28 protein-coding genes are annotated in these 24,790 nt (G+C 63.9%); 17 read left to right on the forward strand and 11 right to left on the reverse strand.

The genetic code is table 11. From position 1 onward, the window contains the following. Complete coding sequence (locus tag ASG84_RS18385; protein ID WP_057478430.1) at positions 1-618, reverse strand: LysE/ArgO family amino acid transporter; 618 nt, start codon at positions 616-618, stop codon at positions 1-3. 75 nt (positions 619-693) lie between these two features. Between ASG84_RS18385 and ASG84_RS18390 the strand changes: the two genes are divergently transcribed. Continuing rightward, positions 694-1,548, forward strand: a complete 855-nt coding sequence (locus tag ASG84_RS18390; protein ID WP_057478431.1) for a LysR family transcriptional regulator ArgP — start codon at positions 694-696, stop codon at positions 1,546-1,548. A 1-nt stretch (position 1,549) separates the two neighbouring features. On the opposite strand, the gene ASG84_RS18395 is transcribed toward ASG84_RS18390, so the two are convergent. Next, entirely contained in the window at positions 1,550-1,954 is a 405-nt protein-coding gene (locus ASG84_RS18395) for a hypothetical protein (protein ID WP_057478432.1), read from the reverse strand. Between the two features lie 68 nt (positions 1,955-2,022). Beyond that, positions 2,023-3,351 carry an L-lysine 6-transaminase gene (gene lat / locus ASG84_RS18400; RefSeq protein WP_057478433.1) on the reverse strand — a complete coding sequence of 443 codons (1,329 nt, stop codon included), beginning with the start codon at positions 3,349-3,351 and terminating at the stop codon, positions 2,023-2,025. 124 nt (positions 3,352-3,475) lie between these two features. Between lat and amaB the strand changes: the two genes are divergently transcribed. Genes amaB through ASG84_RS18415 form a run of 3 tightly spaced genes read left to right on the forward strand, consistent with a single transcriptional unit; the run spans position 3,476 to position 6,748 of the window. Beyond that, entirely contained in the window at positions 3,476-5,011 is a 1,536-nt protein-coding gene (amaB, locus tag ASG84_RS18405) for an L-piperidine-6-carboxylate dehydrogenase (RefSeq protein WP_057478434.1), read from the forward strand. Positions 5,012-5,027: 16 nt separating this feature from the next. Further along, entirely contained in the window at positions 5,028-6,266 is a 1,239-nt protein-coding gene (locus ASG84_RS18410; protein WP_156399584.1) for a hypothetical protein, read from the forward strand. A 50-nt stretch (positions 6,267-6,316) separates the two neighbouring features. Then, complete coding sequence (locus ASG84_RS18415; RefSeq protein ID WP_156399585.1) at positions 6,317-6,748, forward strand: hypothetical protein; 432 nt, start codon at positions 6,317-6,319, stop codon at positions 6,746-6,748. 103 nt (positions 6,749-6,851) lie between these two features. On the opposite strand, the gene ASG84_RS18420 is transcribed toward ASG84_RS18415, so the two are convergent. Continuing rightward, entirely contained in the window at positions 6,852-8,564 is a 1,713-nt protein-coding gene (locus ASG84_RS18420) for a cutinase family protein (RefSeq protein ID WP_057478437.1), read from the reverse strand. Between the two features lie 215 nt (positions 8,565-8,779). On the opposite strand from ASG84_RS18420, the gene ASG84_RS18425 reads away from it, so the two are divergent. The 6 genes from ASG84_RS18425 to ASG84_RS18450 are packed head-to-tail and all read left to right on the forward strand — an operon-like array spanning position 8,780 to position 14,827. Then, the gene (locus tag ASG84_RS18425) at positions 8,780-9,667 is read left to right on the forward strand and encodes a hypothetical protein (RefSeq protein ID WP_057478438.1); all 888 of its coding nucleotides are present in this window, start codon (positions 8,780-8,782) and stop codon (positions 9,665-9,667) included. Next, positions 9,664-11,850: a heavy metal translocating P-type ATPase gene (locus ASG84_RS18430; protein ID WP_057478439.1), complete on the forward strand. Its 2,187-nt coding sequence runs from the start codon at positions 9,664-9,666 to the stop codon at positions 11,848-11,850. The genes ASG84_RS18425 and ASG84_RS18430 overlap by 4 nt, the downstream gene beginning before the upstream one ends. A gap of 43 nt (positions 11,851-11,893) precedes the next feature. Then, positions 11,894-12,127: an RNA-binding S4 domain-containing protein gene (locus ASG84_RS18435; RefSeq protein ID WP_032401604.1), complete on the forward strand. Its 234-nt coding sequence runs from the start codon at positions 11,894-11,896 to the stop codon at positions 12,125-12,127. After that, positions 12,124-12,861 carry a class I SAM-dependent methyltransferase gene (locus ASG84_RS18440; protein WP_057478440.1) on the forward strand — a complete coding sequence of 246 codons (738 nt, stop codon included), beginning with the start codon at positions 12,124-12,126 and terminating at the stop codon, positions 12,859-12,861. Before ASG84_RS18435 ends, ASG84_RS18440 begins: the two co-directional genes overlap by 4 nt. Continuing rightward, positions 12,858-14,375 carry an NAD(P)/FAD-dependent oxidoreductase gene (locus ASG84_RS18445; RefSeq protein WP_057478441.1) on the forward strand — a complete coding sequence of 506 codons (1,518 nt, stop codon included), beginning with the start codon at positions 12,858-12,860 and terminating at the stop codon, positions 14,373-14,375. Before ASG84_RS18440 ends, ASG84_RS18445 begins: the two co-directional genes overlap by 4 nt. Beyond that, positions 14,372-14,827 (forward strand): GNAT family N-acetyltransferase, encoded by a 456-nt coding sequence (locus ASG84_RS18450; RefSeq protein WP_057478442.1) that lies wholly within the window; start codon positions 14,372-14,374, stop codon positions 14,825-14,827. The genes ASG84_RS18445 and ASG84_RS18450 overlap by 4 nt, the downstream gene beginning before the upstream one ends. 50 nt (positions 14,828-14,877) lie before the next feature. On the opposite strand, the gene ASG84_RS27530 is transcribed toward ASG84_RS18450, so the two are convergent. Continuing rightward, positions 14,878-15,051, reverse strand: coding sequence for a hypothetical protein (locus ASG84_RS27530; protein WP_156399587.1), 174 nt, complete (start codon positions 15,049-15,051; stop codon positions 14,878-14,880). A 34-nt stretch (positions 15,052-15,085) separates the two neighbouring features. Then, positions 15,086-15,535, reverse strand: a complete 450-nt coding sequence (locus ASG84_RS18455; protein ID WP_057478510.1) for an Hsp20/alpha crystallin family protein — start codon at positions 15,533-15,535, stop codon at positions 15,086-15,088. A 228-nt stretch (positions 15,536-15,763) separates the two neighbouring features. On the opposite strand from ASG84_RS18455, the gene ASG84_RS18460 reads away from it, so the two are divergent. Beyond that, entirely contained in the window at positions 15,764-16,102 is a 339-nt protein-coding gene (locus ASG84_RS18460) for an ArsR/SmtB family transcription factor (RefSeq protein WP_057478443.1), read from the forward strand. Next, positions 16,099-16,593, forward strand: a complete 495-nt coding sequence (locus ASG84_RS18465; RefSeq protein WP_057478444.1) for an SRPBCC family protein — start codon at positions 16,099-16,101, stop codon at positions 16,591-16,593. The genes ASG84_RS18460 and ASG84_RS18465 overlap by 4 nt, the downstream gene beginning before the upstream one ends. Here ASG84_RS18465 and ASG84_RS18470 read toward each other — a convergent pair. From ASG84_RS18470 to ASG84_RS18480, 3 genes are all read right to left on the reverse strand, one after another. Continuing rightward, on the reverse strand, positions 16,563-17,582 hold the full coding sequence (locus ASG84_RS18470; RefSeq protein WP_057478445.1) for a DUF5914 domain-containing protein: 1,020 nt from the start codon (positions 17,580-17,582) through the stop codon (positions 16,563-16,565). The two genes, ASG84_RS18465 and ASG84_RS18470, sit on opposite strands and share 31 nt — an antisense overlap. Positions 17,583-18,017: 435 nt before the next feature. Then, entirely contained in the window at positions 18,018-18,329 is a 312-nt protein-coding gene (locus tag ASG84_RS18475; RefSeq protein WP_057478446.1) for an AzlD domain-containing protein, read from the reverse strand. Next, positions 18,326-19,024: an AzlC family ABC transporter permease gene (locus ASG84_RS18480; RefSeq protein ID WP_057478447.1), complete on the reverse strand. Its 699-nt coding sequence runs from the start codon at positions 19,022-19,024 to the stop codon at positions 18,326-18,328. Before ASG84_RS18480 ends, ASG84_RS18475 begins: the two co-directional genes overlap by 4 nt. 66 nt (positions 19,025-19,090) lie before the next feature. On the opposite strand from ASG84_RS18480, the gene ASG84_RS18485 reads away from it, so the two are divergent. The 3 genes from ASG84_RS18485 (at position 19,091) to ASG84_RS18500 (ending at position 21,605) form a co-directional block, all read left to right on the forward strand. Further along, positions 19,091-19,648: a helix-turn-helix domain-containing protein gene (locus tag ASG84_RS18485; protein WP_057478448.1), complete on the forward strand. Its 558-nt coding sequence runs from the start codon at positions 19,091-19,093 to the stop codon at positions 19,646-19,648. 167 nt (positions 19,649-19,815) lie between these two features. Then, positions 19,816-20,643: an SDR family oxidoreductase gene (locus ASG84_RS18490; protein ID WP_057478449.1), complete on the forward strand. Its 828-nt coding sequence runs from the start codon at positions 19,816-19,818 to the stop codon at positions 20,641-20,643. Between the two features lie 431 nt (positions 20,644-21,074). Continuing rightward, positions 21,075-21,605, forward strand: a complete 531-nt coding sequence (locus ASG84_RS18500) for a GNAT family N-acetyltransferase (RefSeq protein WP_057478451.1) — start codon at positions 21,075-21,077, stop codon at positions 21,603-21,605. On the opposite strand, the gene ASG84_RS18505 is transcribed toward ASG84_RS18500, so the two are convergent. Further along, positions 21,589-21,975 (reverse strand): hypothetical protein, encoded by a 387-nt coding sequence (locus tag ASG84_RS18505; RefSeq protein ID WP_057478452.1) that lies wholly within the window; start codon positions 21,973-21,975, stop codon positions 21,589-21,591. The genes ASG84_RS18500 and ASG84_RS18505 overlap by 17 nt on opposite strands. 26 nt (positions 21,976-22,001) lie before the next feature. Next, positions 22,002-22,553, reverse strand: a complete 552-nt coding sequence (locus ASG84_RS18510; RefSeq protein WP_268793497.1) for a DUF3558 family protein — start codon at positions 22,551-22,553, stop codon at positions 22,002-22,004. 111 nt (positions 22,554-22,664) lie between these two features. On the opposite strand from ASG84_RS18510, the gene ASG84_RS18515 reads away from it, so the two are divergent. Both ASG84_RS18515 and ASG84_RS18520 read left to right on the forward strand, forming a co-directional pair. Further along, entirely contained in the window at positions 22,665-23,243 is a 579-nt protein-coding gene (locus tag ASG84_RS18515) for a hypothetical protein (RefSeq protein WP_057478454.1), read from the forward strand. Positions 23,244-23,506: 263 nt separating this feature from the next. After that, the gene (locus ASG84_RS18520; RefSeq protein WP_057478455.1) at positions 23,507-24,769 is read left to right on the forward strand and encodes a reverse transcriptase family protein; all 1,263 of its coding nucleotides are present in this window, start codon (positions 23,507-23,509) and stop codon (positions 24,767-24,769) included. Positions 24,770-24,790: the final 21 nt, after the last annotated feature.

Below are 24,790 nucleotides of genomic sequence, written 5' to 3' on the forward strand. Positions count from 1 at the left end.
TCAGCCGAACACCAATAGCGCCGCCAGGGTCAGCATCATGATCCCGATCCCGAGGTCGAGTATTCGCCAGGCCAACGGCCGCGCGAACAGCGGACTGAGCACACGAGAGCCGTAGCCGAGCGCGGTGAACCACAGCACGCTGCCCAGCATCGCACCGACGGCGAACCACCACCGCAGGTCTCCCGGCTGACGGTTGCCGATGGAACCGAGGAACACGACGGTGTCGAGATAGACGTGGGGGTTCAGCCAGGTCAGAGCCAGGCAGGTGGCGAGGGCAGCGATCAGTGAACCGCCACCGGTCGTCTCGGTCGTCATCGTCTGAGGAGTCCGCGCTCGATTGAGTGCCATCAGTCCGTAGACGAGGAGGAACACGGCACCGAGGACGGTCACGATGCGCAGAGCGACGGGGAAGCGGTCGACGAGTACCCCGATGCCTGCCACCCCGGCCAGAATCAGGACCGCGTCGGACACAGCGCACACCGCCACTACCGGCAGTACGTGGGTGCGTTGCAGGCCCTTGCGCAGCACGAACGCGTTCTGCGCGCCGATGGCGACGATGAGCGAGAGTCCGACGCCCAATCCGGTGAGGGTCGATTGTGCGGCGGCGAGCGAGGTCATGGTTGCAACGCTAGGAGGGTCGCATGATTAGGTCCAGCGAATGTTTTTCACGGCCGGTTAGCGTACCTTCATACGGTGGAGATCGAGCAGCTCAGAGCCCTGAGAGCAGTGGTCGACGGCGGAACATTCGAGGCCGCGGCTCGGGCGCTGCACGTGACGCCGTCGGCGGTGAGCCAGCGAATCAAGACACTCGAGCAGTCGTTGGGGCGAACGTTGGTCCAGCGAAGCAAACCGGTGGTGGCCACCCAGTCCGGTATCGCAGTGCTGCGTCTGGCGCGCCAGATCGATACCTTGACCGACCAGACTCGGGCCGAACTGAACGACGACGGAATCGCCGCTCCCGTCTCCCTCGCCGTCAATGCGGATTCGATGGCGACCTGGGTACTGCCCGTGCTCGCGCCACTGGCGACCCAGACGACGTTCGACCTGCATCGGCAAGATCAGGACCGTACCGCTCAACTACTGCACGACGGGATCGTCTCCGCCGCAATCACTTCGGCGGCCGAGCCGGTTCGTGGCTGCACCGTTCGACGCCTCGGTGCGATGCGCTACCGGCCATCGGCCACGCCGGAATTCATCGAACGGTGGTTCACGGTGGGGGTGACGGCCGACGCCTTGCGAGCCGCACCGGTGGTGGTCTTCGATGCCGACGACCGGTTGCAGGACAACTACTTACAGCGATTCGGTGTCGAACCCCACGAGCCGCCCCGGCACCTGGTGCCCGCGTCCGCGGACTACGCGCGGGCCGTCGACTTGGGCTTCGGCTGGGGCATGATCCCCGATCTGCAGGCCCGTGACTCGCTGAAGTGCTTCGATGACAATGGAATCGACGACGTGCTGCTGTACTGGCAACAATGGTCGCTGTCTTCCCCCGCACTCCAGCGAGCAGCGGACGCCGTGGCAGCGGGCGCAGCCCGAATGCTGCTCTAGCTCAGGCCGGGTTGTCGTTCGGCACGATCTCGGGCAGTCCGTCGCCGACGGGGTCCAGAATCGCCGCCGATCGGGCACCCCAGCGTTCGTGCGCGGACTGCCGCGACATGCCGACAGAGGTGCCGATCGTCGCCCACGTTGCACCCTGAACCCTCAGCACCACAACGGTTTCGAGGCCGTCGAGCCCCGCTGCCAGCTGGACGCGAAGACTCAACAGATGCCACGCAAGGCTGCGTCGCGCCGGTAGGTCGGTCGATTGCTCGGCCTCCCATTCCGGTGTGCCCGGCAGGGGACCTGTGCCGATTATCTCGTCGGCAACCCGTCCGGCCTCGATGGCCGCTGCTGTCACAACCGACCGCGTTGCATCAGAGATATCCGCCTCGATGGCGAGGGTGATGGGATCCATGCTCGACCTCCTGTGTCAGGAACAGCCTGACAACAGGAGGTCGGTTTGTCAAGATTTACCTGACACTTTTACAGCATGCTGAGCACCCGGTCGATGGACTGGACGCCTTGGGTCAGCTCGGCTTCGGTGATGGTCAGCGCAGGACGGAATCGCACCGCGGTGTCGCCGCATCCGAGGGCAAGGACGTGTTCCTCGGTGCGCAACAGCTCGATCACTCGGTCGCGGGTAGCGGCGTCGGGCAGGGAGAAGGCGCACATCAGACCGCGGCCGCGTACCTCGGAGACCGAGATGTGCCGAGTTGCCAACTCCTGCAACTGGTTCAGCAATACAGCTCCGAGTTCACCGGCACGAGAGATGAGTTTCTCGGACTCGACCACTTCCAGGATTCGACGCGACCGCACCATGTCGGTGAGGTTGCCACCCCACGTCGAATTGATGCGGGAGCTGACGGCGAAGACGTTGTCGTCGATGTCGTCGACGCGACCGCCGGCCATGACGCCGCAGACCTGGACTTTCTTGCCGAAAGCGACGATATCGGGAACGACGTCGAGCTGCTGGAAAGCCCATGCGGTACCGGTCATTCCGGCACCGGTCTGAACTTCGTCCATGACGAACAGGGCGTCGAACTCGTGGCAGAGGTCGCGCAACTTCTGCAGGAAGCGGGGCCGGAAGTGGTGATCTCCGCCCTCGCCCTGGATGGGTTCGATGATGGCGCAGGCAATGTCGTGCGGATTGGCCTCGAAGGCCAGGCGGGCCGCAGCCAACGATGCGTCCTCGAGTTCGTCCATGTTCGCGTCGGATCTGATGTACGGGGACGGGATACGCGGCCAGTCGAACTTCGGGAAGCGGGCGACCTTGTTCGGGTCGGTGTTGGTCAAAGACATCGTGTAACCCGAGCGTCCGTGGAACGCATGCTCGAAATGCATCACCTGGGAGCCGAGCGACGGGTCTATGCCGTGGCGCTCGTTCCAGCGTGACTTCCAGTCGAACGCCACCTTCAACGCGTTCTCCACCGCCAGTGCGCCGCCCTCGACGAAGAACAGGTGCGGCAGGCGAGCGTCACCGAGGACCCGCGCGAACGTGTCGACGAATCGTGCCATGGGCACGGTGTAGATGTCGGAGTTGCTCGGCTTGTTCATCGCCGCCTGCATCAGGTCCGCCCGGAACTCCGGGTCGTCGATCAGCGCCGGGTGGTTCATACCCAGGGCGTTGGACGCGAAGAACGTGAACAGGTCGAGGTAGCGGGTGCCGTCCCTGGCGTCGACCAGGGTGGAACCGCTCGAGGCATCGAGGTCGAGGACAAGCTCGAAACCGTCGGCCAGAAGGTGTTCACCGATCACGTCGCGGACGTTGGAGGCGTCGATCGTCACTCCGGTGCGCTGTAATACTTGCGTCATGACGTCGAAGATACGCGTTAATATTCCGTAAGCAAGCCCAATACGCAGGAAATTATACGGTTGTGACCCTCATCGGTAAGCTGATCTCCGACGGTTCGGTTCTCTCCACGGAAGGTGTACGCGCATGTCTGCATCCATCACCCACGACGAGTTGAGTGTGCGCACTCGCGCCATCCTCGACCGGCTGGGTGCGACGATCGCGCTCGACGCCCCCGCGGGACCCGACGCGATCGTGGCGCGCTCGCCCATCACCGGTGGAAACCTGGCGACGCTGGCGTCTGCGTCGGCAGCCGATGTCGACGGCGTCATCGCCGACGCACGCACCGCTTTCGTATCGTGGTCGCAGGTGCCGGCCCCCGTGCGAGGCCAGGTGATCCGCGAACTGGGCGAACTACTGCGCGTGCACAAAGAGGACCTGGGCGCGCTGGTGTCCATCGAAGCGGGAAAGATCGTGTCCGAGGGCCTCGGTGAGGTGCAGGAGATGATCGATATCTGCGACTTCGCCGTCGGACTCTCGCGTCAGCTCTACGGCAACACCATTGCGACCGAGCGGCCCGGACATCGCATGATGGAACAGTGGCATCCGCTCGGAGTCGTCGGTGTCATCACGGCCTTCAATTTCCCTGTTGCCGTGTGGAGTTGGAATACTGCCCTCGCGCTCGTCGCGGGTGACACCGTCATCTGGAAGCCGTCGGAGAAGACTCCGCTGACCGCCGTCGGAGTGCAGGCACTGTTCGAGCGGGCTGCCGCCGCAGCGGGAGTGGACCCCAAGATCGCTCAGCTGGTGATCGGCGACCGTGCGTCCGGTGAAGCGCTGGTGGATGATTCGCGCGTGGCCCTGGTGTCGGCAACCGGTTCGACGAGTATGGGCCGGGCGGTGGCACCTCGGGTTGCGCAGCGATTCGGCCGAGTGTTGCTCGAGCTCGGCGGCAACAACGCGGCGATCGTGACGCCGTCGGCCGATCTCGACCTGACGACGCGTGGGCTGGTGTTCTCGGCCGCCGGGACTGCCGGTCAGCGCTGCACCTCGCTCCGACGCGTCATCGTGCATTCCTCCGTTGCGGACGAACTGGTCGGCAAACTGGTGGCAGCGTACGAGACGCTGTCGATCGGATCTCCCTTGGCCAGTGACACTTTGGTGGGTCCGCTGATCGACGCGGGTGCGTTCGCGGGGTACCAGAAGGCGCTCGAGGCTGCGGTATCCGACGGCGGAACCGTCGTGGTCGGCGGCGAGCGGGTGAACGTGGTCGACGAGTACTCGTTCTACGTTCAGCCCGCGATCGTGACGATGCCCGCGCAGACCGACATCGTCCAGCACGAGACCTTTGCGCCCATCATGTACGTGTTGACGTACGAGACCCTCGACGAGGCCATCGCACTGCACAACGATGTGCCGCAGGGTCTTTCGTCGTCGATCTTCACCACCGACCTGCGCGAAGCGGAGCGCTTCCTGTCCGCCGCCGGCTCTGACTGCGGCATCGCGAATGTCAATATCGGACCTTCCGGCGCAGAGATCGGCGGTGCCTTCGGCGGCGAGAAGGAAACCGGCGGCGGACGCGAATCCGGTTCCGACGCATGGAAGGCCTACATGCGCCGTGCAACCAACACCGTCAACTATTCCAACGAACTGCCCCTGGCGCAGGGAGTGAAGTTCGGCTGACGGCATGATCGGCAGTATGAAAGTACTGTCGATGCTTTTGGCCGGTCTTACCGTCGGCTACGCCATCAGCGACATCGGCCCGTTCGATTCGCTGTTGAGCAGCACCGCGCAGTTCGGTTCGTTCTGGTCAATTGTCAACGGACTGACTGTCGTTGCGATCTCTGCCTGCGTGGCCTCGGTCGCGCTGGCGCGTGCGAGAGCACGCGTCTCGATCGTCGTGGCGATCGCATCGGCGCTCGTCGTCGTGTTCCAGACCGTCGGAATGGTGACCGGATTGCTCGGCCATTGGGCCGGTGCAGTGGCCACCGGTGCAGTACTCGCCGCAGTTGCAGTGCTGGCGGGGCGGCATCGAGGTGAACAGGCCACGTTGGCGGTTGCCGTACTCGGTGCCGGGCTACTCGGTGGTCCGCTGGACGCGCTCGTGGAGGCCAACGACGGTCCCGTCTTCGTCTGGGACGTGGTCGGTGCCGAGGACGACGTGAGCCCGCAGCGGGCGATAGTGATGGTGATTCTCGCATCGGCCACTGCGGCTGCTCTGTTTCTGGCCCACCGCAATGACGAACCGGAGCCGTACGAGACCCGGCGAATTCTGCTCGTCGGCCTCGCATTACCCGTCACCGTCGGTGTGCTGAGATGGATTGCCGCAAGTCACGACGCCGGGAGCGCGGTTTGGCTCGTCGGCCTCGCCGGTATGACGGCCTCCGCAGTGGTGGCGTCGTTTCTACTTCCCGGACGCGATGGACGCCTGCTGCTGGTGCTTTGTGCGCTGTCGGCAGGCGTGTTCGGCACGTTCGGCCTGGCCGCCGGGAACAGTGCCCAGCTGGCCCTGACGGTGGGCCTGTTGATCCTCGGAGCAGGGATCGGCTACCGGTGGCCCCACCTGTACGTCGGGCTGGGTGGCCTTCTCGTCGTTGCCGTTGCGGGCGTGATCGAGGGCTATGCGGACGTCCAGACGGGGTCGGAGTTCGTCTTGCCGTTGATCGCTGCCTACGTGGTGGTGTCCGCGCTGACGATCTCGCCGGGATCTCTGGCACTGTCGCTGCCTGCGCTGTTCACCACGACCCTGCCGGTGACGGCGTATGCCGCGAGCTTTCAGACCGCCTCGGTCTACGACCGCGCGGTCTTCACTCCCACGACCGAACACGACCCCATGGTGTTCTCGGCGGCCGGGCTCGTGGTTGTCGCGGTGATGACGTGCGCCTGCGGGGTGTTGACGCGCAGGCCCACCGAGAAATCTGACCCGCCGCGCGTCTGACGCCGGCGGCGATCCCCGGTGTGGGCACTATGTTCCGTAGCGTGCATCTCATGTCAGATCACAGCCGGAACAGAGATGTGCCCGACGACGTCTCCGACGTGACGTTGGGTTTCTGTCTCGCTGTTGCGATGTTCTTGCCCTCGTATTTCGGCGCGACGCTCATCACCGACGCGCTGTTGGGGCGGGTAGGTCTGCCGCTGTCCCCGCTGTTGTGGCTGTTCGTGGCAGTACCTCTGGCGATTGCCATGGTGCATGTGGAAGACCGGGTCCAGAGTCGTCCGGACTGGGAACGACTCGAGGGGTTTTGGTACGGCGTCGGCGTCGGCGCGTTGACTCTGCCGCCGCTGGGGCTGGCGTTGCTCGCGCCGCTTCCGACGCTGACCGGTCTCGACCGCGGCGGTCCGTCGATGGTGGTGTTCGTGGCGTTGGCACTTCTGATCGTGGGCATCGTGGTTCGGGGAAAGCTACGCGGCACGGCCTGAGTCACGCTGGTCGGTCGAACAGATCTCTTCCACCGAAAACACACGAGCCCGCCCACCGAACGAATCAGGTGGGCAGGCTCGTGAGCGTTCTCTACGCGTCGGACTACGGCGCGGGTGCAACCTCGGTGGTCGTCGGAACCGCAGTCTCGGTTGCGGTCTCGGCAGCCGTTTCGGTCGCGGTGACACAGAGCGGCGGTGCGCCTTCGACGGGGGTCTCACCCTCGACGGGGACGGTGCACTCGGGGGTTGCGACGGGCTCGGACGCCGGTGCCGGTGCTACTGCGGGTGCCGGTGCTACTGCCGCGGGGGCGGGCGCAACCGGAACCGTGGTGGTAACGACGGGCGTCGAGGTGACCGGTGCGGTCGTGGTGGCCGTCGGAGTCGGCGTTGCCGAGGTGGTCGCGGGTGCCACGATCGTTTGGATCGCTGCGCGTCCCGCCTTCTCCTGAACCTCCTTGCTCTTCACTGGTTCACCTCTGTTGGCCTCTTCCAACAATTCGGTCAGCCAGGCTCCTGCGTACTGAGCGGAAGTCAAAGGCTTACCGTTGGCCGCGTCTGCATCACGCCAGTAATCGAAGTGGTGTCCCGAGCCTGGCCCGAGGGTCAGTCCGTAGGGGTCGTTCATCACAACCGGGATGGTGTTCTGGTTGGAGGAAAGGAAGCCGGTGATCTCTCTGAAGATCTTCTGCGGCAGGTAGACCATATCGATCATCTGACCGGTCTCGATCGGCTCCTGCTCCCCGTCCACCTTTGCAGCGACCGGTGTGGTTGCCGTGCCGGGCTTGTACGTGGGTTCGGAGACCTTGATCAGCACGTCGAGGAATGTCTCGTCGCTCTGCATCCAATTGGGCTGCGAAGCAATGTCGTTGAAGGCATTCACTGCGATGCGGCCCAAGGCGAGAGCCAGATCGGCTCCAGTGGCGGGCGTCAGTTGCTCTTTCTCCAATGCATCGGCATTGACCTGTCGGCCGATGTTGGCAGCGAGATGAAGCAGCGACGTGTTCTCCGGCAGAGCGCAGGTGAGGTCACCCTCGGAGCAGAAGGATGCAACTCGGCCGTCGAGTGCGCCGAAGCCGCCCGAGGTTCCGGGCAACGCACCCTGGCCCGATATCGGCGAGTTGCCATTCTGGTATTTGGTGTCGAAGCCGTCGGGATTGCCGAACGGATTGTCGGCGCCGGGGAACGGTCCCTGACCGGCCTGGCGGCCGGCGTCGGCGAGGATAACGACACCGACCACCTGAGAGGGGTCGATGATGCCGTACTTGCCGTCCGCCGGGACAGTTTGGTTGCCGATTTCCATAGCCGTCCGGCGGGCCACGTCTGCACCCTCGCTGTAGCCGACGATTGCGAAGCGGGTCTTGGGGCAGGAGGCAGTGATGGACTTCATGATGGTCTGCGAGTTGGTGACACCGGTCTGCACGGCGCTGTCGTAGCTCGCCATGTTTGCGGGGTACTCGACGTAGACCGCCGCGTAGGAGTCCGGAACGACGTTGCCGTTGTTGGGAGCTCGCACAACCTGGTCGATCCAGTCGCTCGAGTAGTCACCGGACATCGCGGCAGGCAGTCGTTCGCCATCGGGTGTGGTGAGCCACTTGACGCCGTCGCGTGGTGTGTCGTTGCGTCCGCCGATGGCGATGCTGACCATGTCGTAGCACGTTGCCGTGGACACCAGTTCGATGGAGGCTTCGGTGCTGGTGGCCGGTGTCGACCATGGAGCTGCAACGACAACCCCGGCACCGAGTGCTCCGATCGCGAACGCGCTCAACGCAACGCGAGCACGCTTCGACTTGCCAACATTCATGTTTTCGATCCCCATCGTTTACGCCCGAACCGATTTGCCCGACTGCAGTTGCCAGTGGGTTACCCGGCATTTCGTACTCGGGGTGGTTCGCGTTACAAAGCGCATCATTCTCCGTCGCTCGCACTGCAATTCGCGTGTGAATTACATAGACGTCATTCACTCGGGATCGTGTCAGGCGTGTTGGGTTCTGCCACTACCGCCCAGATACCCTGGGGGGGTAGGGTAGGGCTATGCAATCAGGACGGAAGGAACTCGACGCCCCCACCAAGCTCGTCGGATTCTTCGTGGGAATCGCCTTTCTGTTTCTCGCGGCACTGTTCGTCGGAGACACGATCGGGCCCGACGCCCCGGCAGCCACAGCGGCCGCGCACACCGATCGCGATTCGCACGACGCGATGGCTGCGTCCACCTCTATTCCGGCCGGGCTGCAGGCCACCCAGGACGGCTACACCCTCGAGCTCGATGGATTCGTCGTCGAGTCCGGCCCGGCCGTTCCGGTTGCTTTCACGATCCGAGCACCGGACGGGGCTGCTCTGACCGACTTCGACGAGATGCATACCAAGGAACTGCACCTCATCGTCGTCCGCCGCGATCTGACGGACTTCCAGCACGTACATCCGACGCGTGACGCGTCGGGGACGTGGTCGACGGCTCTCGATCTCACGACGCCCGGTTCGTACCGTCTGTTCGCGGACTTCACCCCGGCCGGTGGGGAGAACATCACACTTGGAGCCGAGCTGACCGTGCCCGGCGACTATCGGCCGCAGCCCCTGAGTCCACCGAATGTGACATCGAGTCCCGACGGTTACGACGTGACGCTCTCCGGTGCGCTGGCCGCAGGGGAGGAATCCACGGTTGCCTTGACCATCGAGCAGGACGGTCGGGAGGTCACCGATCTCGAGCCGTATCTCGGGGCCTACGGACATCTGGTGGCACTGCGAGCCGACGATCTGGCCTACCTGCACGTACACCCAGAAGAAGGTCCACCGGGTCCGACGGTCGACTTCACCGTCGACGCGCCCACGGCGGGAACATATGCGCTCTATCTGGACTTCCAGCACGTGGGCGTCGTCCACACAGCCGAATTCACCATCGAGGTACAGGAGGGGCATGCATGAGCCAGGAAACGGAACTGATCCTCGGCGGCATGACCTGCGCGTCGTGCGCCAACCGCATCGAGCGCAAGCTCAACAAACTCGACGGGGTGTCGGCGACGGTCAACTACGCCACCGAGAAGGCGCGCGTCACCAGTGACGGCGTGGCCACCGAGGATCTGATCGCCGCTGTCGAAGCCGCGGGTTACACCGCGACGCTGCCTGCAGACGAACCCGCAGACGACGTTCCCTCCGATCCACTGAAGCAGCGACTGATCGTCTCGGCGGTGCTCAGCATTCCGGTGATCGCGATGGCGATGATCCCGGCGTTGCAGTTCACCAACTGGCAGTGGCTCTCGCTCACGCTTGCCGCTCCCGTCGTCGTGTGGGGAGCTCTACCGTTCCACCGCGCCGCGTGGACGAACCTGCGGCACGGCACCTCGACGATGGACACCCTCGTCAGCATGGGAACCCTCGCGGCGCTGGGGTGGTCGCTGTACGCACTGTTCTTCGGCACTGCAGGCACGCCCGGTATGACGCATCCGTTCGAGTTCACGATCGCGCGAACCGACGGGGCGAACAACATCTACCTCGAAGCCGCTGCGGGGGTGACCTCGTTCATTCTGGCGGGCCGCTGGTTCGAGAGCCGATCGAAGCGGCAGGCCGGGGCGGCGCTCCGCGCCCTCATGGACCTCGGTGCCAAGACGGTCTCGGTCTTGAAAGATGAACGGGAACAACAGATTCCCATCGAGCAATTGGTCGTGGGAGATCTGTTCGTCGTGCGCCCGGGTGAGAAGGTCGCCACCGACGGCACCGTCGAGAGCGGGTCCTCGGCCGTCGACCGATCGATGCTGACGGGTGAATCCGTGCCCGTGGAGGTCGGTATCGGTGACGCCGTGGTCGGTGCGACGGTCAACGTCGGTGGCCGAATCGTTGTGCGGGCAAGCCGAATCGGATCGGATACCCAGCTGGCACAGATGGCGAAGACCGTCGAGGACGCGCAGACGGGTAAGGCGCAGGCGCAGCGCTTGGCCGATCGCATCTCCGGCATCTTCGTGCCGATCGTCATCGCGATCTCGGTCGCCACGCTCGGGTTCTGGCTCGGTGCAGGCAGTTCCGCAGCAGGTGCGTTCACGGCCGCGGTGGCAGTGCTCATCATCGCTTGCCCCTGCGCGCTCGGATTGGCCACGCCGACCGCGCTGATGGTCGGCACCGGCAGGGCCGCGCAACTCGGGATTCTGATCAAGGGCCCGGAGATTCTCGAGTCCACCCGCCGCGTGGATACCGTCGTCCTGGACAAGACCGGCACCGTCACCACCGGCGAGATGACGCTGCACTCGGTGCACGTCGCCGACGGTGAGAGCGAGAATACGGTGCGCGACATCGCGGCTGCCCTGGAATCGGGCTCCGAGCATCCCATCGCACGGGCCATCGCAGGATCGAACCCGTCCTCGACGGTCGAGGAGTTCACCGCACTCGAGGGTCTCGGGGTGCAGGGCGTCGTCGACGGTCGCGCTGCCGTCATCGGCCGTCGCACATTGCTGGCCGACTGGTCGATGCCTCTGCCGACAGAGTTGGCCGATGCCTTCGAGACCGCCGAACGTCAGGGCCGGACAGCCGTCGCGATCGGGTGGGACGGCACAGCGCGCGGGGTGCTGGTGGTCTCCGACTCGGTCAAGCCGACTTCGAAGCAAGCCGTCGCGGAACTGCGGGCTCTCGGCCTCACACCGGTGATGCTGACCGGCGACAACGAGGCCGCCGCCAGGACCATCGCTGCCGAGGTGGGAATCGATCAGGTCATCGCCGGTGTCCTGCCGTCGGGCAAAGTCGATGCCGTCCGTGAACTGCAGGCGTCCGGCAAGGTCGTGGCGATGGTCGGCGACGGTATCAACGACGCGGCCGCCCTGGCCACGGCCGACCTGGGGCTCGCAATGGGTACCGGTACAGATGTGGCGATCGAGGCCAGCGACCTCACCTTGGTGCGAGGAGATCTTCGAGCCGTCGGCGACGCGATCCGGCTCTCGCGGCGCACGCTGAGCACGATCAAGGGCAACCTGTTCTGGGCCTTCGCCTACAACGTCGCTGCCGTTCCGCTGGCCGCTGCGGGCCTGCTCAACCCCATGCTCGCCGGTGCCGCGATGGCGCTGTCCTCGGTGTTCGTGGTGAGCAACAGTCTGCGATTGCGCAGGTTCCGCTCGTCGATGTGACTCGTTGGTAGCAGCGAACGGCGCGCTAGTACAGGATGGAGCCATGTCCGACGCACACGATGTCCCCATTCGCGACGAATCCATCAGATTGGGTCAGTTCCTCAAGCTCGCCAACCTCATCGAATCCGGTGCCGAGGCGAAGGGCGTCATCGCCGACGGTCTGGTGAGCGTCAACGGGGACGTCGATGTGCGGCGCGGACGGCAGTTGCAGCATGGTGATGTCGTAACGGTCCAGGGTGGGCCCTCTGCCCGCGTGAGCAAGGAAGAGGCACTGTGAAGGTCGGAAAGAGCGGACTGCCGCGTAACGAAGTTCCCGGAGCATTCGACGTCGGCGCGAAGGCGTACGACCGTCTCGTCGGAGCGAACCCCGGCTATCACGAACATCTGGTCAAGTCGGCTCAGCGCCTGAGAATCCCCGATCTGGGAACGGGCCTCCGTCTGCTGGACATCGGTTGCGGCACAGGTGCATCCACTGCCGCGCTGCTCGAAGCCGCTCCGCACGCCGAGATCGTCGCGGCCGACGCGTCTGCCGAAATGCTCGAGGTGGCCCGGAGCAAGGACTGGCCGTCGAACGTGACGTTCGTGCACTCGCGTGTCGAGGACCTGGCGGTCAACGGGGTCGACGGCCCGTTCGACGCGATCCTGGCCGCGTATCTCATCAGGAATGTCGACGAACCCGACACCGAGCTCAAATCGCTTCTGTCGCTGCTTCGTCCGGGCTCGACGATCGCGTTCCACGAGTACTCCGTTCACGATTCGCTCAGGGCCAGGATCTCCTGGAACGTGGTGAGTTGGGGCATCATCATTCCGCTGGGTTGGCTGGCGACGCGCGATGCCACTCTGTACCGGCACCTGTGGCGCAGCGTCGTGACCTTCGACGGTGCCTCCGCCTTCATGCGGCGGATGCAGCGCGCGGGTTACACCGGTGTCGCCCGAGAGACGATGACCGGATGGCAGAACGGTGTGGTGCACACGTTCCTCGGCTCCCGGCCCGCGGAGGAAGAGCGTTGACCGACTCCAAGAAAGTCACCCACGCTGCGCCGCAGGGCTATTCCGATGCCGGTCAGCTGGCCGACGTTCCGCATGTGGTGGTGGTCGGCGGCGGTATCGCCGGATTGAGCGCTGCCACTGCCCTGGCCGAGCGCGGCGTCAAGGTGCACGTTGTCGAGCGCGAGAGCTACCTCGGCGGCCGTGTCGGCGGGTGGGACACGACGCTCGAGGACGGCTCGCCCGCGACCATGAGCCGCGGATTCCATGCCTTCTTTCGTCAGTACTACAACCTCCGAAACCTGTTGCGCCGCACAGACCCCGCGTTGGATCGGTTGCGGCCGGTCGACGACTACCCGCTGATCGACGGCGACGGCCGAATCGACGGATTCAAGGGGCTACCGGATACCCCGCCGCTCAACGCGTTCGCGTTCGTCAAGCGCAGTCCGACGTTCCGGTGGAAAGATCTCACAGACCTCAACGGCATCGCGGCGCTGCCGTTGATGACGGTGAGCGTGCCCAAGACGTTCGACGAGCTGGACACCACCCCGGCCGCAGAATTCCTGCGCAACATCAACTTCCCCGAGGCCGCGCGCCATCTGGCGTTCGGAGTGTTCTCGCGTAGCTTCTTCGCCGATCCCGAGAAGATGTCGGCCGCCGAGTTGGCGATGATGTTCCACATCTACTTCCTGGGCTCTTCCGAGGGGCTGATCTTCGACGTCCCCCGCGACGCGTATCCACAGGCGCTGTGGAACCCATTGGGGGAGTATCTCACCGGACTCGGTGTGGACATCAGAACGTCTACACCGTGCGGCGAGATCACCCGCGGCGGCCTGCGCAAGTTCCGCGTCGATGCAGGCGGGACCATCGATGCCGATGCCGTGGTCCTCGCCACCGACATCGCCGGATTGCAGAAGGTGCTCGCGCAATCACCCGAACTCGGGACATCGGTGTGGCGTGAACAGATTGCCGCGCTGCAGAACACACCGCCGTTCCTGGTGCACCGAGTCTGGCTGAGCAAGCCGGTCAACGCAGATCGCCCCGCCTTCATCGGCACCGGCGGGATGCCACCGATCGACAACATCAGTGTGCTCGAACGTTTCGAGGACGAGGCGGCTGAGTGGGCTGCGCGCACTGGCGGGTCCGTCGTCGAACTGCACGCCTATGCTGCCGAGGAATCCGAGGAGGTCACGCGGCAGCAGCTGATGGATCGGATGCACGAGATCTATCCGGAAACGGCTGCTGCAGAGGTGATTGCGGAACGGTCCGAATGGCGAGACGACTGCCCCATGTTCGGTCTCGGAGCGTTCGCCGAGCGGCCTACGGTCCGCACCCCCGAACCTGCGCTGGTCCTGGCGGGCGACGGCATCCGTATCGATCTGCCGGTGGCCCTGATGGAGCGCGCAGCGACGACCGGGCTCGAGGCTGCTAACACACTGCTGTCCAGCTGGGGCGTCGCCGGTCACGACATCGAAACGGTGCCCACGAGTGGAAGGTTCAAGATGTTCGACGCCATCGAAAAGCTCATGAGCAGGTGAGGATCGAGGTCGATGATCTGACCCGACCCGCCATTGGTGCCCTGCTCGCCGAGCATCTCGCGGACATGCACGCGACCTCACCTGCCGAGAGTGTGCACGCACTCGATCTGTCCGGTCTGAGCGGATCGGATGTCAGCGTGTGGACGGCATGGGATGCGAACTCGCTGTGGGGTATTGCAGCGCTGAAAGAACTCAGCCCTGAGCACGGCGAGTTGAAGTCGATGCGCACCTCGGCGGCGGCGCGAGGTCGCGGAGTGGCGTCGAATCTGCTCGTTCACGTGCTCGACGATGCGCGTCGACGCGGGTACGGGAGGGTGAGCCTGGAAACGGGAACTCAGGACTACTTCGCCGCCGCCCGTAGGTTGTATGTACGCCACGGATTCGTCGAGTGCCCGCCCTTCGGCGACTACGTGCTGGATCCGTCGAGCACGTTCTACACGTTGTCCCTGTAGAGGTCCCAGCACAGAGGGCCGGCCCCGGGTGTTCGGGGCCGGCCCTCTCGTCATGCTGCGTGCTGGATGTGCGGATAGAGATCGTCGTCGAGAGGCTCGGCTCGACACTGATCGAGCACATCCGCCGTCGAGCACTCCCTCATGCTCGTCTCGGCACCTACCACCGTGCGCCACCAGTGTTCACGGTCGGTCGATTCTCTCCACACCACTGCATCGGATTCCATTGCGCATCAACCCCACTGCCGTGTCGTGGTCGGTTCAGGCCGGCTCGTGTTCGATGGACTTCTGCTCGTTGGTCGATTCGGTGCGAGCGATGTCGATCTTCCGAGGTTTTGCACGCTCTGCGAGTGGAATCGTCACCGACAGAACTCCGTTGTCGTAGGACGCAGCGATGCGCTCGGTGTCGACGCCGTCGCCGAGGGAGACCTGGCGACGATAGGTTCCGGCGAAGCGTTCCGACGAAATCCACTGCACACCTGAGCTTTCCGGTGCCGAACGATGAGCGGTGAGCGTCAGGGTGCCGCGATCGACATCGACGTCGATGGATCCCGGGTCGATGCCGGGCAGGTCGGCACTGAGTACGTAGTGATCATCGACCTTGTACAGATCCATCGGCATGAACCGTGGGGCGCGGTCCGAACCGGAAGAGACACCCAGCATTGCCGAGGCCAGTGAATCGACGTCACGGAACGGATCGAATCGAAGCACAGCAACCACCTCCTGTACGCAGATGCGCTCACCCCTGTGGTGAGTCGCTCCTGAACTGTGCAGAACAGAAATTAGCACTCTCATGTGGTGAGTGCCAAGAGTGTTTTCGTACTTTCTCAGAAAATTTTCAGCACCAATAGTGCTGCGGCGCAGTGGGGGTCGGGGTTTCGTCCGGAGTCTCGAAACTTAGCCCTTGCGCATAGTGTCTAGTTCTGGATAGTGTGCCTTATGGCTCAGTATCCGATGGTTCTCGACGACGTGTTCCACGCGTTGGCCGACCCGACGCGGCGGGCAGTGCTGAGCCGGCTGGGGTCCGGGCCGGCCACGGTAGGGGAACTCGCCGAACCGTTCGACATGACGCTGCCGTCGTTCATGAAGCACATTCGCCTCCTCGAACGCAGTGGCTGGATCAGCACGCGCAAGGTCGGCCGAGTGCGCGCCTGCACGATCGAACGATCCAACCTGGAGGTGGCCGGCCGCTGGCTGCAGGAACAGCGGGCCGTCTGGGAATCGCGTACCGATCGCCTCGAAAAGTTCGTAACCTCGAAAGGAAGTGAAGCGCAATGACATCGATCGATCCTGCTCTGGACCTGACCATCTCCCGCGTCATCAGAGCGCCACGCGCAGCAGTCTGGAGCGCCTGGACGGACTCGTCCAAATTCGAGAAGTGGTGGATTCCCGCTCCCGCGCTGTGTCGAGTCGCCGCCTGGGATCCGAAGCCCGGTGGTGCATTCCGCACCTTGATCAGTGAGACCGGCGGTCCGTACGAGCCTCATATCGACGGTTGCTTCCTCGCCGTCGACGATGGTGAGCGCATCGTCTTCACGAACTCACTCGTCGAGGGATGGCGGCCCGCACCGCAGTTGTTCATGACCGCGGTGATCACGCTCGCCGATCATCCCGACGGAACGGACTACCGCGCCCACGTGATGCACCGCAACGAAGAGGACCGAAAGATGCACGAGGATTACGGCTTCTATGACGGTTGGGGAACCGTCATCGGGCAACTCGCCGATTTCGTCGAGGGTCAGGCCCGGCCCGTCGAGCGCAGTTCGTAGCGACGTTCGGCGTAGTCGAGATCGTCCTTCCACAAGCGGGCGGCGGTGAAGTTCATTGCTGGGCGCAGCAGCCCGGACATCTTGCGTGCCATCTGGAATCCCGGGCGATCCGAGCTCGCGATCGTAGCCTCGATGACGGCGGTACGGGGTGTGCCGTCGGCTGCCGGGGCCAGTGGCGTCGCATGCGTTTCGACGACGCTGCCTGCACCTTCGCCGTCGAGGATGCGCATGACGATGGTGCGCGGACCGGGGCAGACGAACTCGGCCCGTACCGGAACTCCGACGCCGCGACTGACCCTGAAGGTCACGTCGACGAGGAATCGATCGTCCTCGTCGGGCACGTCGATCTCTGTGGGCGCGCTGACCACTTTCAGGCGTGCAAACGAGTACGGGTGGAACCACGCGCCGTGCCAAGGGTCGAGGCGATTGGCGATGATGTCGTCGGGCTCGCACTTGCCGACGAGAGTGACCACGCCGGCAATGGCGGTCGACGCGGGCGGGCGGATCGGGACCACGGGGACGGGCGTCGGCTCCTCGCCGCCGAGCTCATCGAGTCGCACCCACACCAGAACTCCGTCGTCGAAGGCGGGAACAGGACGCCAACCCGCCTTCCCCTTGGGGCCGAGTGCCAGACCGTGCCAGCGACAGACCAACGTGTCGCACTCGATCTTTGCGGTGTCCAGTGCAGCGCCGAGATGCGGACACGCGCCGGGGCCGATATGCACTTTGCCTGCCGAGTCGCGCCAGGCAACGAGTTCGGTGGTGCCGACGTAGCGTCCGAACGGCTTGTCGGCTTTGATGTCGCGACTGGCGGCGAAGACGAACCAGTTGCCCGAGGTCCGCGTCTTCGCACGTTTGAGAGCAGACTCGATGACCTGGGGATTCGCACCCTTCCAGGTGGGTTCCTGCTTGGCCCACGACTCCGACGGCAACGGCTGCAGAGGCATCGTCTTCGGCCACCGTCGTCGTACTGCATCCAGCGCGGTCATTGCTGCTCCCAAAGTCGACAGTCGTGTTCCTCTTCCATTGTTCCCGTTCCTCGGTACTCAATGTGACATCTGGTGGCCTTTTCGGGGGTCAATGTCACATCGAGTGGACTTAGGACGTCGGTGAACGGGGAGGAGGACGGTGCGCGAGGACAGGTGGGTCCGGTAGGGGTCGGCGGTCCCGAGCTGTGTCAGTCAACTGATGTCAGCGCCTGCAATTCGGCTCGAAAGGCGGAATCCCGTGGCTGCAGGAAAATAGTGGGCATTCAGATCAGTGAGCGCGGTCGCCTAGGGCGCAATCGGCTGATTGCGCGTCGGTAGTCCGCGAGGGGTCGATGACTGTCACCGATGTTCCCCTTCCTCGGCACTCGATGTCACATCTGGTGGCCCTTTTGTGGGTCAATGTCACATCTAGTGGACTTACATACCGGCGCGGGGTCAGGGGATGCCGATCCAGCGCAACCCTGCAGTGGTTGCTGCCGCAGCGATAACGATGACCACGAATGGTGCTTTTCGCCAGGCGAGTATGCCTGCGACGGTGACTCCGATCGGGGCAGCGAAGCCCGCGAAGTCCTTGCCCACGAGCAGGGTGGAGGTGGCGACCAACGCGACGAATACAACAGCAACGGATGTGTTCATGACCCTGTCGATGCGCGGCGAGATGGTGATGCGCGTCCGCAGTGCCGGACCAGCGATACGCAGCGCATAGGTGCCGACGACCAGTGCAATCAGCGGGATCGTGAGGTTCATGCGGGTTCCTTCTCTGTACCGGGAGCAGCGGAGAGCATGGCCGGAACGACGGCGATCAACGCGAGCAGCACCGGGAGCCCGCTCGGCAGGAACATCGAGGCGATGAGGGCGATCCCCGCGCCGGCGAGGGCGGCATTGCGGGTAGCTCGGTCCCGTAGCGCGGGCATGATCAGTCCCAGCAGAATTGCCGGGAACGCGGCATCGAGTCCGAGTGCCGCCGTATCGGTGATCGCGCCGCCGGCAAGCGTGCCGATCGCAACGCCGATGTTCCACGTCACGAACAGTCCGATTCCGCACAACCAGAACGCTGTTCGACGGCTCGCTTCGTCCTTTTCTGCGACGGTGAACGCGACAGCTTCGTCGGTGATGAGGTGGGTGCCGAGCAGTCTCCTCAGCGGTGACGCGTTCTCGAACACAGCTCCGATGGAGAAGCCGAGCGGAACCAGACGGACGTTGGCGAGCAACGCGCTCGCGACTGCGGCGACGGGGTTGCCGCCGACGGCCAGTATGCCGACGAAGATGAATTGTGAGGACCCCGCGAACACCACCAGCGACATCACCACCGGTAGCCACAGCGGCAGGTCGGCGGCCACGGAGATCGCACCGAACGAGGCTCCGACGAGGGCGTCGGCCAAACAGACCAACGCGATGTCGCGGATGTTGACCCCCCGAGGGGTTCGCCATGTCGAACGCATGATCGTTATAGTGGACGATGTTAAGCTGTTCGTCAAATCAAACGCACGTACCGATGGAGTGAACGAATGGCGGATGCCGGTCCACCGATAGCAGCTATCGCCGCAGCCCTCCAACAGGAACGACGACGCGTCGGCCTCTCTCTGGCCGAGGTGGCCCGCCGGGCAGGGATTGCGAAATCGACTCTGTCGCAACTGGAATCGGGAACCGGCAATCCGAGTCTCGAAACGCTCTGGGCGCTCAGCGTCACGCTGGGCGTGCCGTTCTCCAGATTGGTCGAGCCGGCGAAGCAGTCGGTCCGCCTGATCCGGGCGGGCGAGGGGCCGCGATTCGCGTCGGACAGGGCGGACTACACGGCAACGCTGCTGGCGTCGTCACCGCCGAACGCTCGCCGAGACATCTATCTGATCAGCGCCGACGTCGGCGAGCCGAGGCGGTCGGATCCGCACTCGCCGAATGTCGTCGAGCATGTGGTGCTCAGTACAGGGCGAGCCCTGGTGGGGCCGACGGGCGAGGCGGTCGAGCTGGTGCCGGGCGACTATGTCGCCTATCCGGGCGACGTGCCGCACATCTTCGAGGCGTTGGAGCCGAACACCATGGCAGTGATGATCACCGAACACAGCTGACGTGCGGGGAATAGTCGGCGACGGCACCTCGTTGGACTGTTTCGACGGCGTTCGCTTGGCAAGCCCCGGGCCTCACCCCATTTGTCGCTACGAGCGACCACTCGCCGAGAGGCGTTTGCAGCGGACGTCGTCCCTACTTTTGTCCGTGTAGCGAAGGGACGAGATTCATGACAGCCAAGACGTGGTTCATCACCGGCACCTCCAAGGGATTCGGACGCGAGTGGGCGATCGCAGCCCTCGAACGCGGCGATCGAGTCGCTGCCACTGCTCGCAACACTGCGACATTGCATGATCTAGTGGAGATATACGGCGACGCGATTCTGCCGATCGAGCTGGACGTGAACGACCGCGCGGCTGACTTCGCAGCAGTCGCCTTGGCACACAAGACCTTCGGCTCACTCGACATCGTCATCAACAACGCCGGCTACGGCCAGTTCGGCATGATCGAGGAGATCTCCGAGGAGGACGCTCGCGCGCAGATCGAGACCAACGTCTTCGGAGCGCTCTGGGTTACGCAGGCGGCGCTGCCGTTCATGCGTGAGCAGGGGAGTGGCCACATCTTGCAGGTGTCGTCCATCGGCGGAATCTCCGCATTCCCCAACGTCGGTGCGTACCACGCCTCCAAGTGGGCCCTCGAAGGATTCAGTCAGGCCTTGGCCCAGGAGGTCGAGGACTTCGGCATCCACGTGACGCTGATCGAGCCGGGTGGGTTCTCCACCGACTGGTCCGGCCCGTCTGCCAAGAAGTCCACCGACATCGCCGCGTACGACCCGATTCGAGACAAGGCTGCAAAGCTGCGCAGTGCCCGGCAGGCAACTCCCGGTGATCCGAGCGCAACACGCTCGGCATTGCTGAAGGTGATCGATGCCGAAAAGCCCCCGCTGCGAGTATTTTTCGGCGATGCTCCGCTGGAGATCGCGACGAAGGACTACGAGTCGCGACTGGCCAATTGGCGCGAATGGCAGCCCGTGGCCGTCGAGGCGCACGGAGGCTGATTACTCAGCGGACCTGATGGTTCACGATCGCATCCGATCGGCGGCTTCCTGCGCACGAGCGACGGTCGTGAACCGCCAGGTGCGTGCTCAGCTAACTGTCTTCGCGGGCGGCTCGGTCCGACTTGCGTGATAGTCGCCTGGAGATGACCACGGGCCGCAATGCTTCTCGAGTACGGCCCGTCACCGACCTGGTTCGTGCACAGACAATTCGGCGAGAAGTCAGACTCTCGATTGCGACGAAGCGGGAGTCGGTGCCCAAACTGCGTCGTTCCCGCATCCTGCCGGTCCAGCGAAACGATCGAGTGCAGCTACGGGCCCGGTCGTAACGCCAGCGCGTGGGGTTCACGACCCTCGTGGACAACCACACCGCAGCGGAGCGGTGTGCCTGACGATCAGGGGCGTGGATTGAGCGGGGGACCTATCGTGGCGGGATGGAATTCGGATTTGACGCGGGGGCGTATGCGGTGCGTGAGGTCGACGGCAGTGATAGTCCCGAGGACTTCCTAGCCGTGTTCAACAGCAATCCTGAGTTCCTCGACGCGAGTACGTTAAATACCGGAGTCATCGCCTTCACCGTCGAGGATGTCGAGAAGTTCCTCTGGCATAACACCGTCATGGAGAACTCCCACTGTCTGGTGATTCGTGCGGCAGAACGAATCGTGGGGGCGATGACGCTGCTGGTTCCGCATCCCCGCGAAGGTCAACCGTGGGTGGGGAGTCTGATCGTCGACGGGGAACTCGAGCATAACCGGGTGGCGAATCCGGTTCTGGCGGAGCTCGAGCGCATTCTCGAGGCACAGGGGTGGACCCATGTGTTCGTGGGTCCGATGGTGAGCATGGTCGAGAGCATCGGATGGTGGCGTTCCCGCGGTTACGAGCCTATGGAACGGCGTCTGGACAACGACAAACGCGAAGTCGAGGTTCATCGAAAAGCGTTGGCGTCTATCAATTTTCCGGGGTGAGCGCCGTGATATTCGACGACGTCTGGGCATCGGTGTCGGCCGTCTCGTCGAAGTAGCGCCGGAAGAGCAAGCGCATCGACTCGATGATGTCGATGTGTTGCTGCAGAATGATGTCGAGAGACCGGTCGGTGCCAGTGGCGAGACGACCGAACCGGGCTTGCAGATCTTGCGCAGACTTCAAGTCGCCCCACTCTTGAAACTCGCCCAGGCGAATGGCCTTACGTTTCATGTCGTTGAGGTGCGCGATGTACGCGACACAGGCTGCATCACACTTGGCAGCGACTTCGGCCGGAATGGTGATAGTGCCAGCGTCGGCTTGGGCGTTGAGCTCTTGCCAATGTGCGATGAGGTCCGGCCTGGCTTCGGTCACGGGTTCGCGTCTTTCAGTCGGTGGAGTTAGCTGGGGAGTTCTGAGTCGAGCTTTGCGACCAGGGAATTCAGCTCGGTACATGGATCGTAAGGAGGATTGCGGACCGTGGCATCAGTGATGATCGTTGCCCTGATCAGTTGGATGCCCTCTGTGAAGGCAACGCCGCAGTTCAGAGATGCGTCAGCACCGACCTGCTGGTACTGGGTCGCGTCACGAGTGCCCACTCGAACGGGCTGGAGCCGATCGAAGGTCGCGGGGTCGTCGATGTAGTCGATGCCTTCGAGCCCGGCGAATATCGAAAAGAAGTACTTATTGTTTGGCGGTCGATCCTCCCAACCGCAGATCTTGAATCCGTATTGATCCCGCCCGAAGATTCCCGACTCCTTGGTGTCCACGTTCAATCCCGCACGCGCGATGGCCTCGTCGGGGATGGTGCAGGGGTCCCATGGCGTAGGCGGTGCCGCGACGGTGGTGCTGGTTTCCACCCGCGGCGTCGCTTCCCCTTCAGTCCCGCTCGAGCAGCCAGCGAGCAGCGCAAAAGCAGATACAACGGGGATCCATCGACGTGCCCTGCGCATTGGTCTTATCCGTTCCTCGAGAACACCTACGTTCTTGGACGCAGCACAGCCCGCGTCGGTTCCCGACGGTCCTCGATTCGGAAGCCGCAGACCTATGACAGGGTGACGGGCGTGGAGGTCGACCGGGACAGTGTCGGAGATTCCACGACTGTGGTGGTCGAGACCGGTATCCACGGCGAACTGGATCTGATCTACCGCGACGACGAAATATGCGGCTCGTATCGCGAGGGCCCACCGATGACCGCCACGATCGCTCGCATAGGCGCTCGCACATCGGCAACAGTCCCGATCGGCACGCGCAGGGCCGCACAGCTGAAAGCGAGCATCGACGGTTGCGAAATACTTCTCGATCCCGGCCGCGCGAGGCTCGTCAAACGGTCCTACCGCGTCGGCATTCAGTACGGGGAACGCACTCTGTCGCTGCGTGCGAAGAATTTGGAAGACAGTGTGCTGCTCGATGGTTCGTCGGATCGGGGCCACAACGAATTCGGGGTGTTGACTCGCGTTTTCGGCGGAGGTGTCGATGTGTTGTGGTCGCTGCCGTTCAGAATGGTGAACAAGACGATCGAACCACCGACGCCGTCCCGCGAGGATGCCCTCGTCGGCATCGTCGTGGCCGCGGCGTTCGGAACCGGCGGGCTGTCGTTGACGACCATCGTCTTGGGCGCACTCGACTCGATCCTTCCGTGACGGTCCCGTGGGCAACGCGCTGACAGATCGGCGTCGATTTGGCATGGTGGAGGGATGCAGCGGCGCGTGGGCGAGAGTTGGTCCGCGGGACCGGTCTCAGGGGTAACCCCTGGGTACATCACGAGAATCGAGCACTGCGTCCGAAGCAGCTCGGCACGCTCCGCGTGCTTGACTGCTCCGAGGACGAAGGATTTCGGTCGCCCCGTGCCGTTGCATGTCACAGCGTTACATGTCACAGCGCTGCACCCGATCGAGAGCCGCCTGTGACCGAACGCGAATTGACCCCACAGGCCGCCGCGACTTTGGCGCGGTTGGCCGCCGATGCCGAATGGACGCGGTCGGGGCTCGAGGTTGCGTTCGCACGTCTGATGCCCGAGAGGGCGTCGTGGCTCGCGGATCGAATCATCAATCTGTATCCCGATCCGCCATTCGACGAGGCATCGATTTTTGTTCTGCTACGCGACCTTCCGTTCATCTCGGAGCCCTCCGTGTCCTCGCAGCGGCCCGAGTCGAGGCCCGGCGTCAAGCCATGGCGATTCGACGTACCACGGTACGAAACGACCGGTCAGCTGGCTCGATCTCTCGACCTGACGATCTCCGAAATCGAATGGTTCGCCGACCTGCAGGGCAGGCTGCGTGCCGCGCCGTTCCCGTTGCAGCACTACCGATCTGCACGACTCGACAAACGTCAGGGCATCCGACTGCTGGAGGTCCCGAAACCACGCTTGCGTGAGATTCAACGAAAGATACTGCGCCGCATACTCGATCGAATTCCAGCTCACCCGGCTGCGCACGGGTTCAGGAAGGCCCGCAGTCCGCGTACCTTCGCGATACCGCATTCCGAACGCGACGTGGTGATCTCCGTGGATCTTCGACGCTTCTTTCCGTCCATCGGGTTCGATCGAGTGGTCGCCATCTTCGAGGCGGTCGGTTATCCCAGGAAGGTCGCGGCGAATCTCGCCGCGCTGTGCACGACGGTCACCCCGGCAAGGGAATTGGTCGGCGTGGACCAACCCACCGCGGCGCGGCTTCGTGCCACCCACTTGCCGCAGGGTGCGCCCACCTCACCGGCCTTGGCGAATCTCGCTGCGCGACAACTCGATATCCGGGCCGCCGGCCTGGCCCGGTCCATCGGTGCCCGCTACAGCCGATACGCCGACGATCTGGCGTTCTCCGGTGGCGCAGACATCGACGTGGACAGACTGCTGTGGCTGATTTCCCAGATCGCCCACGACGAAGGCTTCACGATTCATCCGGACAAGACCAGGGTTCGACGCGCTCATCAGCGACAACAGCTGACCGGGCTCGTCGTCAACTCGTGGCCGGCAGCGCCCCGAGAAGAGTACGACAATCTCAGGGCACTGCTGCACAACTGTCTCAGCACCGGTCCAGCTGAGCAGAACCTGCACGACCACAACGACTTTCGTGCCCACATCTATAGGCGCATTGCCCGGATCGGCGAGACGAACGAGACGCGTCGCGCAAAATTACGGTCCATGGCGTCTCGGGTCCAGTGGTTCGAGTAGCTCGAATGGGGTAGGCAAACC

The organism is Rhodococcus sp. Leaf278 (genome assembly GCF_001426085.1).
Classification (GTDB): domain Bacteria; phylum Actinomycetota; class Actinomycetes; order Mycobacteriales; family Mycobacteriaceae; genus Rhodococcoides.

Excerpts from the sequence above, each read along its gene's own strand:
- ASG84_RS18385 (WP_057478430.1), bottom strand. The coding sequence starts at position 618 with ATGACCTCGCTCGCCGCCGCACAATCGACCCTCACCGGATTGGGCGTC.
- ASG84_RS18395 (WP_057478432.1), bottom strand. The coding sequence starts at position 1,954 with ATGGATCCCATCACCCTCGCCATCGAGGCGGATATCTCTGATGCAACG.
- lat (WP_057478433.1), bottom strand. The coding sequence starts at position 3,351 with ATGACGCAAGTATTACAGCGCACCGGAGTGACGATCGACGCCTCCAAC.
- amaB (WP_057478434.1), top strand. The coding sequence starts at position 3,476 with ATGTCTGCATCCATCACCCACGACGAGTTGAGTGTGCGCACTCGCGCC.
- ASG84_RS18410 (WP_156399584.1), top strand. The coding sequence starts at position 5,028 with ATGAAAGTACTGTCGATGCTTTTGGCCGGTCTTACCGTCGGCTACGCC.
- ASG84_RS18415 (WP_156399585.1), top strand. The coding sequence starts at position 6,317 with ATGTCAGATCACAGCCGGAACAGAGATGTGCCCGACGACGTCTCCGAC.
- ASG84_RS18420 (WP_057478437.1), bottom strand. The coding sequence starts at position 8,564 with ATGGGGATCGAAAACATGAATGTTGGCAAGTCGAAGCGTGCTCGCGTT.
- ASG84_RS18425 (WP_057478438.1), top strand. The coding sequence starts at position 8,780 with ATGCAATCAGGACGGAAGGAACTCGACGCCCCCACCAAGCTCGTCGGA.
- ASG84_RS18430 (WP_057478439.1), top strand. The coding sequence starts at position 9,664 with ATGAGCCAGGAAACGGAACTGATCCTCGGCGGCATGACCTGCGCGTCG.
- ASG84_RS18435 (WP_032401604.1), top strand. The coding sequence starts at position 11,894 with ATGTCCGACGCACACGATGTCCCCATTCGCGACGAATCCATCAGATTG.
- ASG84_RS27530 (WP_156399587.1), bottom strand. The coding sequence starts at position 15,051 with ATGGAATCCGATGCAGTGGTGTGGAGAGAATCGACCGACCGTGAACAC.
- ASG84_RS18460 (WP_057478443.1), top strand. The coding sequence starts at position 15,764 with ATGGCTCAGTATCCGATGGTTCTCGACGACGTGTTCCACGCGTTGGCC.
- ASG84_RS18465 (WP_057478444.1), top strand. The coding sequence starts at position 16,099 with ATGACATCGATCGATCCTGCTCTGGACCTGACCATCTCCCGCGTCATC.
- ASG84_RS18470 (WP_057478445.1), bottom strand. The coding sequence starts at position 17,582 with ATGACCGCGCTGGATGCAGTACGACGACGGTGGCCGAAGACGATGCCT.
- ASG84_RS18475 (WP_057478446.1), bottom strand. The coding sequence starts at position 18,329 with ATGAACCTCACGATCCCGCTGATTGCACTGGTCGTCGGCACCTATGCG.
- ASG84_RS18480 (WP_057478447.1), bottom strand. The coding sequence starts at position 19,024 with ATGCGTTCGACATGGCGAACCCCTCGGGGGGTCAACATCCGCGACATC.
- ASG84_RS18485 (WP_057478448.1), top strand. The coding sequence starts at position 19,091 with ATGGCGGATGCCGGTCCACCGATAGCAGCTATCGCCGCAGCCCTCCAA.
- ASG84_RS18490 (WP_057478449.1), top strand. The coding sequence starts at position 19,816 with ATGACAGCCAAGACGTGGTTCATCACCGGCACCTCCAAGGGATTCGGA.
- ASG84_RS18500 (WP_057478451.1), top strand. The coding sequence starts at position 21,075 with ATGGAATTCGGATTTGACGCGGGGGCGTATGCGGTGCGTGAGGTCGAC.
- ASG84_RS18510 (WP_268793497.1), bottom strand. The coding sequence starts at position 22,553 with ATGCGCAGGGCACGTCGATGGATCCCCGTTGTATCTGCTTTTGCGCTG.